A 12,873-nucleotide genomic window follows, 5' to 3' on the forward strand; every position below is an offset into this window, starting at 1 on the left:
ATGTAGAGTGTAGAGGTATCACTCAATATAACAAAAATGTAATGTTAATGAAATGTAATTCCACCGATACTATTAATGAAATTATATAAAATGAAGGGGAGTTAAAGAATTTTATAATGAAAAAGGAGAAGTATTAATGCGAAATATATTAAGTGTAGAAAAAATTGAAAAATATTATGGTAATAAAGATAATGTAACAAAGGCTATAGATAATATTAGTTTTAAGGTAGATGAGGGAGAATTCGTTGGGATAATGGGGCCCTCAGGAAGTGGCAAAACTACATTACTTAACTGTATATCAACGATTGATCATGTTACGACGGGAAAAATAATAATCAATAATAGTGACATTACTCGGTTAAAATCAAAGTCACTAGATAAGTTTAGAAAAAATGAATTAGGGTTTGTGTTTCAGGACTTTAATTTATTAGATACCCTTACTGCTTATGAAAATATTGCCCTAGCGTTAACTATAAAAGGTGAGGAGAGTTCAAAAATTGATGACAAAATACAAGCAGTTGCAAAATATTTGGACATTGAACAAGTATTAAGCAAATATCCTTATCAAATATCAGGTGGACAAAAACAAAGGGTTGCTTCGGCAAGAGCTATCGTAACAGATCCATCTTTAGTACTTGCAGATGAACCAACAGGATCGTTAGATTCTAAATCAGCTAGATTATTACTCGAAAGATTTGAAAGTTTAAATAAGGATTTAAAAGCTACAATACTTATGGTTACTCATGATGCATTTACAGCAAGCTATGCTCATAGAATTCTTTTTATTAATGATGGCAAAATATTTATCGAGTTGGTAAGAGGAAATGATTCCAGAAAAGAGTTCTTTACTAAAATTATCGAAGTTATAACCCTTCTTGGAGGTGACGATAATAATGTACTCTAAGCTTGCTATTGGGAATGTAAAGAAAAGTCTTAAAGATTATGCAATATATTTCTTAACACTAACACTGGCTGTTTGTATATTCTATAGCTTTAACTCCATAGAATCACAAAAGGCACTTATGGAAATTAGCGCTTCAGATAAAAAGTATGTGCCTACAGTAATGAACGCTATCTCAAATGTGTCAGTATTTGTATCCGTAATATTAGGTAGTTTAATATTGTATGCAAATAATTTCTTAATTAAAAAACGTAAAAAAGAATTAGGAATATACATGACTTTAGGTATGGGAAGAAGAAACATATCCAGAATATTAGTAACAGAGACAGTTCTAGTTGGCGTTATATCTTTAGTGAGTGGACTTATAATAGGTATTGGAGTATCGCAGGGATTATCTACATTTGCATTAAAGTTATTTGAATTGCCCATCAATAAATATAAATTTGCAATTTCAACAGGTGCTATAGGGAAAAGCGTATTCTACTTTGGAATCATGTTTTTGCTTGTTATGTTATGTAATGTATATGTTGTTTCTAAATACAAAATAATTGATTTGTTAACAGCAGGTAGAAAAAATGAAGATGTAAAATTTAGAAATCCTCTTATCTATGTAATCACATTTATAATGTGTGTAGCATCACTTGGATATGCATATGTGACTGTACTAAAAATTGGATTGAATTATAATAATCCTATGCTCGTGGTATCAATCCTTCTTGGCATATTAGGTACATTTCTGTTTTTCTTTAGTTTATCTGGATTTATATTATATGTTGTAAAGAAGAATAAAAAAGTCTATTTTAAAGGGTTAAATATATTTATCATCAAACAAATAAATAGTAAGGTTAATACAAATTTTATATCCATGTCTGTAATCTGTTTAATGTTATTCCTTACAATGGTGGCTTTATCTACAGGAATCAGCTTTAACAGAATGATGGACGCAACAATAAAAGAAGAAACACCATTTGATGCCAGTATTACGTTGATGAATAGGGATGAAAGTTACACGATAGAAGACGTATTAAATAATGCTAATTTTAAAATAAGTAATAACGAAAAATATGTATCTCATAATGTATATTCAACAGAGATGGAAGTGGGGGACGTTGTACCAGAAGTAACTAAAAATGCTAAGAATATCGGTGTGGATTTCATTAAAGTATCTGATTATAATAAAATTTTAAATCTCAAAGGTGAAAAGAAAATTACTATAAATAACAATGAAATTTTACTTTTATCAAATAAAAGCCGGTTGGTTAATTCGATAAATGAAAGATTAAAAAATAGCAATAAGGTGAATATTAAAGAAAAAGAATATCTGGTAAAACACGCTAAAGTTATACAAGAGAATCTTTACACTTCTGATGCGCCACTTAATTTCTTCGCAATCGTTATAAATGATGAGTTTTTATCAGGCTACAAAATTGGTACATCCGTACTTAATGTAAATTATTTAGATGGAAATAGAGAAGAATATAATAAAAAATATGATAACGTTGCAAGGGGCTTTTATGACGAAAATGGCCCGAAATTAAATATTGCATATATATCAGGCAAATCAAAGGATGAAGTTCGTGCAGAAAGTAAGGGATTGAAAACCATCATACTGTTTATTGGGATATATATAGGTATTGTATTTTTAATAACGAGTATGGCTGTATTAGCTCTTCAACAATTATCAGAAGCCAGTGATAGTATAGAGCGATATAAATCTTTGAAGAGAATTGGTTCAAACGGAACAATGATCGACAAAACGATTTTTATTCAAACTTTCGTATACTTTAGTCTTCCAGTTATTCTTGCCCTAATGCATTCTGTAGTTGGAATTTATGTAATCAATAATTTTATTAACGCAATTCAACCAACAGACATTACTTTACCAGCATTGATGACTGGCTTAGTCTTTCTTGTAGTTTATGTAGGATATTTCTACACGACATATGTCGGGTATAAAAATATTGTAAAAAGTAATACTTGATTTTATAATGCGCATTAAGGCTATTACACCTTGTTTCTCAAGATGTAATGGCCTTATATTCTGTATAGGGAGGGAAAAATCATGAAAAAAATCATTCTGATCGAAGATGATGAAATCATTAGAGAAGAATTACAACATTTTTTTATAAAGTATGGATATGAAGTACAGGCTCCTACAGATTTTAATCATATTATCGAATATATAGAAAGTGAGAATGCAGACCTTATATTACTAGACATAAATCTTCCTGTGTTCGATGGCTATTATATATGCAGAGAAATACGTAAAACTTCAGATGTTCCAATCTTCATGGTTACAAGTAGAGATAGTGATGTAGATGAACTAATAAGCATGAATTTAGGAGCGGATGATTTTATAACAAAGCCTTATAATACAGAAATACTATTAGCAAGAGTAACAAACATTTTAAGAAGAACATCTGGAGATTTCAAGATGAATCATATCTTAATTTATAGGGATTTTAATTTAAATCTTTCAAATGCAACAGTTACTTATCAAGACAAATCTGTAGAATTAACTAAAAATGAAGTTAAAATACTCTCATGCTTAATAAATAATCGCGGAAATATTGTAAAAAGAGATTCACTTATAGAAACTTTATGGAAATCTGATTATTTTGTGGATGATAGCACCTTAACTGTTAATATAAATAGATTAAGAAAAAAGCTTGAAGAGATAGGTATAGAAAATCCAATTGCAACAAGAAGAAGCTTAGGGTATATAATGCCATGAATATAGGTGAATTTATTAAAGATAAAATAGTAGTAATACTATCAAATGTACTGGTATATATCATACTAGCAGGTATATTGCTGACTGCGGATGTTCCGTTCATTATCATATTCTTTGTCTTTTGTATTTGGTTTTTTCCATTGATTTCATATATGGCTATAGAATTTATAAGATGTAAAAATTATTATAATGAGATTAACGGCATATTAGAAAACTTGGAGAAAAAATACTTACTTCCAGAGGTAGTAAAGGAAGCGAATTTTATACATGGGGAAAAGCTTAACGCTATATTGAAAGAAGTAAGTAGAGATATGCATGAAAATGTAAAGTATTATAGTGATATGCAATTGGATTACAGAGAATATATAGAGACATGGGTGCATGAAATTAAGACACCAATAGCTTCTACAAAGCTTATAATTGAAAATAATCAAAATGAAGTAACGAATAAAATTGACTCTCAAATGGATCGGATTGAGGGGTTTGTAGAACAGGTTCTGTATTATTCTCGAAGCTCTAACGTGAATAAAGACTATATGATAAAGCCAATCAATCTTGATAATGTAGTAAGGAATGTAATTAAAAGAAACTATAGGGATTTTATTCATAAGAGAATAAAATTAGATATACAGGATATTGATGAGATTGTATATAGTGATGGAAAATGGGTTGAATTTATTATTAATCAAATAATAGGAAATTCTATAAAGTACTCAAATAACAAAGAACAAATGATAAGTATATGCTCAATTAAGAAAACTAACTCAGTAATACTAACTATAGAGGATAATGGCGTAGGAATAGTAACTAAAGATATAAATAGAGTTTTTGAGAAAGGATTTACTGGAGAGAATGGAAGAAGATTTAGCAAAAGTACAGGAATGGGCTTGTATCTATGCGAAAAACTGTGCTCAAAATTAGGTATGAAAATTACCATTGATTCTGAAGTTAATAAGGGAACTAGGGTTACATTAATATTTCCGTTGTCAGGTATGGTAACTTTTGAACCTTATTTATAAAATAGATGCTGCTATCTTTCCACGAATTTCGTATGAAACTTAAAAACAAACGTAAAACGGTATGAAAAGACTAGAAATTCTCTTTATACCGTTTGTATTATTTAGTCATTTAACGAATTCCCCGAAAGAATTCTCCTTCCACAAAAACATGTAGCAGTTGTGGAAATGTGAAAAATATGTCATTGTCTGAGCGAGTATATTCTTGTATATGTGGTGTAAATCTCGATAGAGATTATAACGCAGCTATCAATATCAAAAATGAAGCAATACGCTTATTAGCGTTAGCATAGATAGCAATAAAATAACCCTTGGAACGAGGGAGTTAGCTCGGTTGTCTTAGGACGAATTCGTTAGCTATCAAAAGTAACGACTAACCGAGAAGCCCCCACTTCAAACAGTCCATTAGGACGTTAAGCGGCGGGTAGTTCGCCATATGGGTATATGTAATTGTGAATCAGATCAATGTTAATCTGGATTAGTCATTACTATTTTTGATGCCCACTAATACTTAACGTAAGATTTGGTTTGGTTGCTACACAGACCTCGTAAGCGAGAAATTGTACACTATATAAAACAGTAAAATAAATATCCGATTCCTTAGCGTAAAAGGAATCGGATATTTTGTGTCTAAATTCTGTTCAAACGCACAGTTTTCTTTTTTGATATTGTGACTCTATGCCCATCAAGCTAAGATTTTTAATTACCTCTAAAACGGAAAAGTTATTTCTCTACAGTCATTTATGAAAAGTTAATCGAATTTCTTTTTTTACAGATGATTAATTTTTAAAAATTATACTCAAGGGTTAGGGGTTTACAATAACTTTTATGAACTATTAATACTTCATAAAAGTTATTGTAAATTTTGTGAATGAGTGTTTTTGACTTTCTACTTTAATAAATCCATGGTGAGCTTCGATAATTGATTTCGCTAGTGCTAAGCCAATTCCAATGGAGCCTTCTTTATTAGAATTTTTTGTTTTGTAAAATCTATCGAATATATATGGCAAATCTTCTGATGCAATACCTTCACCAAAATCTTGAATTATTATTTCAGTATGAATAGGAGAGTTTGTGACTTCAATATAAATAGAACTATTATCATTTGAATGTTCAATGGAATTCTTTAAAATATTTAATAAAGCTTCTTGCATCCAAATACTGTCATGGAAAAGTGATATTTTTTCATTGGTTTTTAAATGTATGTTCATATTTTTTTTATTTAATTTACTGTTCAAACTAGCAATGACCTCATAAATTGTATCAATAATATCAGAGTTTTCTTTTTCAAATAGTATTGCTCTAGCATCTATTTTTGAAACTTTTAATAAATTATGTATTAAAAAGTTGATTCTTGAAATTTGAACATCATTGTTGTGTAAAAAATGATATTGTTGTTCATTTAATTTACCTTGTAATAAGATATCATTGTTCACTGTAAGTGTTGAGAGTGGTGTTTTTAGTTGATGAGAAATATCTTGTAAAGTTTGAATTAAGAATTGTTTTTCTTCCATTAAATTATGCATACTTTTTCTAATAACATTTTTCAGTTTATGAAAAGAATTAGCAAGTTTAGCTAGATCACCTTCTCTATTTTCCTTGATATCAATGGTGTAATCACCTTCAATAATTTTATTCGCTGCAGCAGTTACATTTCTAATTTTTAAGAAAAAAGATTTATATTGTAAGTAATTTAGAAAAATTAGGATTAAGCTGAACCCTATTGCTCCAAGGAACATGTATATATTGTTTTGGGATATATGTTTATTTAAATAAGGAAAAAGTCTTGAATCTAATTCAGCAGTTAGACCATATTGTTTTAATAGCATTTCTCCATCACTGGAATAATCTTTTTTATTGGCTGTATCATTTGTAAGTGCTTGTATTATTTCGTATTCATTTTCTGGGTTTTGTTCAATTAGTTTTCCAGTAATTTCACTCCAAATAGTAATATAATCATTTTTTAAATGGTCATATAGAATATGAACTGTGATAACTTGATATATAATAAATAAAAAAGAGATTAATGCTAATGTAAGTATATTAATTTTTATTTCTCTATTTATCATTAAATTACTCCTTACTGACGTCTTTATTCCAGAAATATCCGACACCTCTTTGTGTGATTATACAGTCAGGATTTTGTGGATTATCCTCAATTTTACTTCTCAATCTTTTTACATAAACAGAAAGAGTATTTTCATCGAAAAACACTTCACCTTCATCTGCTATTTTTTTCAATATCTCATTTCTTTGTAACACTTTATGAGGATTTAGCATTAACGTTAATAAGAGTTTGTATTCTAAATGTGTTAAATTTATACTTTTCTCATGCTTAAAGGCTCTGGCCGCTTCAACTTCAAGCTGTATATTTTCAGACCTCAATATAGTATTAGAAGCTGTTTTAATTTTTTTTCTTAATTGTACTTTTACTCTAGATAATAGCTCTTTTACCCTGAAGGGTTTTGTTATATAATCATCTCCACCAATATCAAGGCCCATTACTACATTTGCCTCCTCATCCAGTGCTGTGAGAAAAATAATAGGTATATCACCTTTGCTTTTAAGATAGGTACATAAATCATACCCATTTCCATCTGGGAGTCCAACATCCAATATAGCTAAGTCAAATTTATTATTTTCGTATTGGTCTTTTGCATCTTGTACAGTAGAAACTCTTATAACCTCAAGTCCTTCTCCTTTTAGAGTAAACTCAATAGCCATTCCTAGATCGTTATCGTCTTCAACGAATAATACTTTATCCACAGTATCTCTCCTCATTTGTCCTTGATTATGGCAGTATTTTAGATTATGACAGTTATTTTACACGTTGATTGGCTAATTTAAAATAGTTTAGTATGGAAATGGACTTTTAGAGGATTTTCTGAGTATAAGCATAATACCCAAATCGGCTTAAAGCTTTTCAGTACATAATGAGATACAACAATTACTTAAAGCAGAATGTTTACGTAATTCATACATGTACTTGCTTATATTTTGAAAAACCTTGTAATAGTGTCTTGTTGAATTTGTACGTTTTTATACAATCAGTAATGTTTTGTTTAAGTTATCTTATACAAAAATGTTAAATGAAATTTGAATTCGCATTAATTATGTAAATGAATTTTAAAAAACAGATCATTGAGAATAAGAGCCGAATGGAGCGGATTTTTGAGAATTTGAAAAGTATGTGTGTACTTAAATAAGTGTATAAAAACCGTTTAATTTTAAAGTATATCTTGATCAGAGTTACGAGTATATAAAAAGTTAGATTTAGTAATCTTACTAAACTGTAAGATTAAAGTATATATAGTAAGACAAGAGTTATTCAATTAACAATTAAAGACGTCTATACTGAAGGTAATTATTCTTTATTAAGACTTGTAGCATTTTAGCCACTGTTTATATAAAGAAAAAACCTACTGTTCTAATCCCAGATTAAACATAGTATATGAGGAGGAAGAAAATGAAAAAGATAATAGGATTTCTAGTAGTAACAGCAATTTTTATAGGTATAGGGTTTGCTGTAAATCGGTATATAAATGGTCCCTCACAACCAGTAAACGGTATCATGGTATCTGGAACGAAAGAAAATATATCAGCTGTTAAAAATCTGTATAAAGATCAAAACGTACGAACAGCAGATTATAATTATAAATTGGTCACAGAAATAATAAAACAAGAACTCACTACCGAACAGAAAGAAGAAATTAAGAAAGAATGGAAAGAAAAAGGAGAAAATATGACTGAAGAAGAGATGGACAAGCAACTTGATAAATCATCTGTTAGCAAGAAACAATATGCGGTTATTACAAAATCTACAGCTGAAAAATTCTTGAAAAAAGGAATTGTAAGAACACCCTTATCTAAAGAAGATAGTTCAATGACTTCAGCCCCGGTAAAAGAAATTAAAGAATTAGCGAGTGAAAAAAACTTATTTTATAGAAAAAAAGCGGAAGATGAGGAAGTTAAGGATGGAAATTTAAATTTAAATGGACAAATGATACCTGTTCAACATATTGAACAAAATAATTGGATTGGCTATTTTTCATCACCGATAGTAATTGTTAATGAGGAAACATATAAACAATTAAAAGAAAAAGAAGTAAGCCTTTCGTTAATTCAGTTTGCAAAAGAAAATTTTGATTATAAAAATAAAAACAAGGTAAAAAAGGTGGTCGAATACGTTTCAAAAGTGTATGCAGTGAAAGACGAGGATGGTGAGCACGATAAGGATAAAATCTATTTTGTAGAAATTCAAAATTAATCTGTGAAAAGGATGAGTTGTATGGAGGTTGTTAGATTAGAAAATGTAGTAAAAACATATGGAGAGGGAGAAACGCAAGTACAGGCGTTAAAAGGAATTAATCTTTCCATTCATAGAGGAGAATTCGTAACCATAGTTGGAGCATCAGGTTCTGGTAAAAGTACCTTATTGCATATTTTAGGAGGGCTGGATCGTCCGAGTTCGGGAAATGTGTTTATAGGTGATGAAAATATCTACAATTATAAATATAATGAACTCTCTATTTTTCGCCGAAGAAAAGTTGGTTTTATATTTCAGTTTTTTAATTTAATTCCTGTCTTGAATGTACAAGAAAATATTGCTTTGCCAGCTCTATTGGACGAAGAACAGGTAGATGATCATTACCTGGATGAAATTATAAAAACGCTAGGGTTAAATGAAAGACGAGATCATTTGCCTTCTGAATTATCGGGTGGTCAACAACAAAGGGTATCTATTGGTAGATCTCTTATAAATAAACCCGATATTATCTTAGCGGATGAACCAACCGGAAATCTAGATACAAAAAATACAAAAGAAGTTCTGAATTTATTAAAAGTAACGGCTAAAAAATATAATCAGACGGTGATTTTAATTACCCATGACCCTGCTATCGCATCAAACTCTGATCGAATTATAACCATTACAGATGGCATGATTATTTCTGATAAAAAATTAGTGCAAAATCAAGAGAAATGTGGAGGGGAGGAGTATTGATTCATAGTTACAAACAGTTAAGTCAAAAATATCTCAGAAGTAATATAAAACGTACTCTGCTAACATTAACAGGTATTATTCTAGCATTGGCGCTAATAACAACGATTGGACTTTTTTTTAATAGTGGATACACTTCGGGAATTGATAATGCTAAAAAAGGTTCTATGGGTTCTGCAAATATTTCAGTTGAAAATTATAATCAAAAGCTTTTCAATATGATAAAAAGTAATCCGAATATATCTTCTTATGGCATCATAACTCCAGGAGAGGTGCTCCATGTTGATGATATAGCTGTTTCTTATATGTATGCAGATCATCAAGCATTGAAGCTGTTACAGTCTAGTATTCCTGTAGAAGGTAAGTTGCCTTCAAATGAAAACGAGGCTGTTTTGGAAAAATGGATGCTGCCTTACTTCGGTCCCAATCTTAAATTAGGCGGTATGTTTACTATTCATGAAAAAAAATATAAACTTGTTGGTTTGCTAAATAAGTCTAGTAGTACTCAGGAAAATAAAACTGGTCAATTATTTACATATAAAAATAAGTTCAAAGTTGGTGAAGGTAGCGTATTGATTGAATTGCATAAGTACGCAAACTTTGATGAAGTTGAAAACCAATTTAAATTATTGACGAATAAAAAAAATATAAGAGTAAATGAGGAATTAAAGAGAGCCTTAAAGCCTAGTGTGGAGATAATGGTGGCAGCCGCTATTAGTATTGGGATTGTTGTGATTTCTACGATTGTTATTATTTACAATGCATTTCAAATTAGTATAGTAGAGCGAATGAAACAGTTTGGGCTATTGAGGAGTATTGGAGCTACAAAAAAACAAATCAGAAAAATTGTGATAAGAGAAGCAACATTTCTTTCTATTATTGCTATCTTTTTTGGAATTTTGTGTAGTATATCAGTAGTCTTTTTACTTAATCAAGTACTGATAAACGTACTTAAAAACTCTATGGGATATACAATTAAATTAGATTGGTTAATTATATGTGTAAGTTCGTTAATTACATTGATAACTGTTTATATTTCAAGCTATTTTCCTGCTTTTTTTGCAGGTAGAATTTCACCGCTACTGGCCGTAAGTAGCCGATTGGCTATAAAAAAAGAAAAAATAAAGAAAAAAAAGAGAACAAAACTAAAGAAACCACTATCTTTTCCGTTAAGTATGGCATTGAAAAATATCCAAAGAAATCCCAATAGATATACAGTTACAATTTTGTCTATTATTATAAGTAGTGTACTGTATATCACGTTTACGTTTCTCATAGATACTGTCATTCAGCGTAAACAACCGGAAATTCAAGCTCTAAAATCGGATATATCAGTTACGGTTAATTCAAATTTAGACAAGCCTAGCATAGATCGTATGAGTCGAAATATTTATAAAGTTAATAACGTAGAGAATCTGTACAAGCAATATCAGGCAAATGATTTTTATACGAAAGTACCAAAAAATAAACAAATTAAAGAATTACAAGGAAATGAATCGCTGTATCATAAAGTAAAATACAAAAATCAAACTGTAGAAATTATGGAAACACAAATAAAAGCCTACGATGAGAATAGTTTAAAGAAACTAGCTGAAAATGTAACTAGTGGAAGAATTGATATTTCAAAATTAAATCGTGAAAAAGAGGTTATTTTAGTAAAGCAAGCTGCATCAAATGATATGAATACAAGTAAAAAATATATAGGTTCTCTAAGTACTTTTCAGGTAGGGGATGAAATCCAAATAACAAGTCGGCAGGAAAGAAAACCTACAGAGGAAATCTCTTACAATGAAGATAAACTAGAAACTTTAAAAATAACTGCAATTGTAGAATTAGATATTTTTAATATGAGTAGAGTGATGGATGCCATAACTTTTATTACTAGTGAACAAATAGCCGAAAATATAACACCATCTCCACAAAAATTAACAGGTTTTGAAATTGATTTAAAGAATCAATCTCAGGCTGATGCTACAATTTTAGATATACAAAAGAAACTGGGTGGAGATGCATCTATAGAAGTAAAAAATAATATTGTTCAAAGTAATTTCCATACAGACAATATACTTTATATAAAAATATTAGGGTACGGATTTATAGCTGTTATTACACTAATTGGTTGTGTAAATATTTTAAATACCATCACAGTCAGCATCATTATGAGAAGAAAAGAATTAGCTGCTTTAAAATCGATTGGTATGTCGCAAAAGGATTTGAAAAAGATGGTTATATATGAAGGACTCCTATACGGCTTCTTTGGAAGCATACAAGGAATCTTTTTCGGCTGTATGTTGTCGTATATTCTTTATGTAGCACTGTCAAATACGGTTTCGTTTGAATGGATTATTCCTTATCAATCTAGCTTTATCACTTTTATAACCGCACTGTTGATTAGTTATGTATCGGTACTAATTCCGCTGCGAAAAATTAAAAAGGATAACGTTATAGATGTAATTAGAGAAGAATAGCAGTGATTATAACAATATGTGATTCGGAAGTTCAACCGAGATACGTGTAAAACGGTTCGTAATCTGTATTATATTTCAAGTATTGGTTTTTTAGTTAAAAATATCTGCCTGACGATTAACAAATAGCTGATTACCTAAATGCTATAAGACCCGACACGAACGAAAAAAGATAATTGTACATTTAGGGGTTCAGTCACATGTCCATCAACTTAAGAATCTTTACAACCCCCAATTGTAAAAAAAACGTTATTCTTTCTAAAAAGCTAAATAGAAAGGATGACGTTTTTTTACGAATCTTTCGATTCAAGATGAATTACAACTATTTTCTGAAAAATTAAAGCGATTTATTACACCCGCATTTTTAGCAGAACTTGCAAGAGAAATCGGGTTTATAAAGCGAAAATATAAGTTTTCTGGCTTAGACTTAGCTACGATTTGTATTTGGATCAGTCAACGAGTAGCAAATGCTCCCTTAGTACAATTATGTAGTAAACTTCATGCAGCCATTGGGACCTTACTCAGCCTTGAGGGCTTAAATACAAAGGCAGTTTTGTTTTTACAACATATTTTTCTTTATTGTTACAACAAAAACGCTGTGAACAAACACAGACTTTAGCATTTAAAATACATAAATATATTTATGCGTTTCATTGAACTACTCACCACTTAACGTCCTAACGGACTGTTTGAAGTGGGAGATTCCTGCGAACACCGATGTATCCACCAGTTATCTTAGCAGGCTCTACCCGCAGTCC

9 protein-coding genes and 2 pseudogenes are annotated in these 12,873 nt (G+C 30.1%); 9 read left to right on the forward strand and 2 right to left on the reverse strand.

Annotation, left to right across the window (positions count from 1 at the left end):
• Positions 1-136: 136 nt before the first annotated feature.
• From RT27_RS21515 to RT27_RS33905, 5 genes and pseudogenes are all read left to right on the forward strand, one after another.
• Entirely contained in the window at positions 137-904 is a 768-nt protein-coding gene (locus RT27_RS21515) for an ABC transporter ATP-binding protein (RefSeq protein ID WP_043937428.1), read from the forward strand.
• On the forward strand, positions 894-2,882 hold the full coding sequence (locus RT27_RS21520; protein WP_043937430.1) for an ABC transporter permease: 1,989 nt from the start codon (positions 894-896) through the stop codon (positions 2,880-2,882). The genes RT27_RS21515 and RT27_RS21520 overlap by 11 nt, the downstream gene beginning before the upstream one ends.
• A gap of 81 nt (positions 2,883-2,963) precedes the next feature.
• Entirely contained in the window at positions 2,964-3,635 is a 672-nt protein-coding gene (locus tag RT27_RS21525; RefSeq protein ID WP_043937432.1) for a response regulator transcription factor, read from the forward strand.
• Positions 3,632-4,654 carry a sensor histidine kinase gene (locus RT27_RS21530; protein ID WP_043937433.1) on the forward strand — a complete coding sequence of 341 codons (1,023 nt, stop codon included), beginning with the start codon at positions 3,632-3,634 and terminating at the stop codon, positions 4,652-4,654. The genes RT27_RS21525 and RT27_RS21530 overlap by 4 nt, the downstream gene beginning before the upstream one ends.
• 134 nt (positions 4,655-4,788) lie before the next feature.
• A pseudogene (locus RT27_RS33905) lies at positions 4,789-4,944 on the forward strand (zinc ribbon domain-containing protein); the annotation flags it as partial.
• Between the two features lie 543 nt (positions 4,945-5,487).
• Here the strand turns inward: RT27_RS33905 and RT27_RS21535 are convergent.
• Both RT27_RS21535 and RT27_RS21540 read right to left on the reverse strand, forming a co-directional pair.
• Positions 5,488-6,720: a HAMP domain-containing sensor histidine kinase gene (locus RT27_RS21535; protein WP_043937435.1), complete on the reverse strand. Its 1,233-nt coding sequence runs from the start codon at positions 6,718-6,720 to the stop codon at positions 5,488-5,490.
• A 4-nt stretch (positions 6,721-6,724) separates the two neighbouring features.
• A complete protein-coding gene (locus tag RT27_RS21540; protein WP_016082907.1) occupies positions 6,725-7,417 on the reverse strand; it encodes a response regulator transcription factor in 693 nt (230 codons plus the stop codon).
• A gap of 700 nt (positions 7,418-8,117) precedes the next feature.
• On the opposite strand from RT27_RS21540, the gene RT27_RS21545 reads away from it, so the two are divergent.
• From RT27_RS21545 to RT27_RS33910, 4 genes and pseudogenes are all read left to right on the forward strand, one after another.
• Entirely contained in the window at positions 8,118-8,918 is an 801-nt protein-coding gene (locus RT27_RS21545) for a lipoprotein BA_5634 family protein (protein WP_043937437.1), read from the forward strand.
• 21 nt (positions 8,919-8,939) lie between these two features.
• The gene (locus tag RT27_RS21550) at positions 8,940-9,653 is read left to right on the forward strand and encodes an ABC transporter ATP-binding protein (protein WP_043937438.1); all 714 of its coding nucleotides are present in this window, start codon (positions 8,940-8,942) and stop codon (positions 9,651-9,653) included.
• Positions 9,650-12,118, forward strand: a complete 2,469-nt coding sequence (locus tag RT27_RS21555; protein WP_043937440.1) for an ABC transporter permease — start codon at positions 9,650-9,652, stop codon at positions 12,116-12,118. The genes RT27_RS21550 and RT27_RS21555 overlap by 4 nt, the downstream gene beginning before the upstream one ends.
• A 301-nt stretch (positions 12,119-12,419) precedes the next feature.
• Positions 12,420-12,724: pseudogene (locus RT27_RS33910) on the forward strand (IS4 family transposase); the annotation flags it as partial.
• Between the last annotated feature and the right edge of the window lie 149 nt (positions 12,725-12,873).

It is taken from the genome of Bacillus sp. L_1B0_5, from assembly GCF_000836715.1.
Taxonomy (GTDB): domain Bacteria; phylum Bacillota; class Bacilli; order Bacillales; family Bacillaceae_G; genus Bacillus_A; species Bacillus_A thuringiensis_S.

Bases quoted from the DNA above. Each gene is read 5' to 3' on its own strand.
- RT27_RS21535 (WP_043937435.1), bottom strand. From the start codon at position 6,720: ATGATAAATAGAGAAATAAAAATTAATATACTTACATTAGCATTAATC.
- RT27_RS21520 (WP_043937430.1), top strand. From the start codon at position 894: ATGTACTCTAAGCTTGCTATTGGGAATGTAAAGAAAAGTCTTAAAGAT.
- RT27_RS21550 (WP_043937438.1), top strand. From the start codon at position 8,940: ATGGAGGTTGTTAGATTAGAAAATGTAGTAAAAACATATGGAGAGGGA.
- RT27_RS21515 (WP_043937428.1), top strand. From the start codon at position 137: ATGCGAAATATATTAAGTGTAGAAAAAATTGAAAAATATTATGGTAAT.
- RT27_RS21525 (WP_043937432.1), top strand. From the start codon at position 2,964: ATGAAAAAAATCATTCTGATCGAAGATGATGAAATCATTAGAGAAGAA.
- RT27_RS21530 (WP_043937433.1), top strand. From the start codon at position 3,632: ATGAATATAGGTGAATTTATTAAAGATAAAATAGTAGTAATACTATCA.
- RT27_RS21545 (WP_043937437.1), top strand. From the start codon at position 8,118: ATGAAAAAGATAATAGGATTTCTAGTAGTAACAGCAATTTTTATAGGT.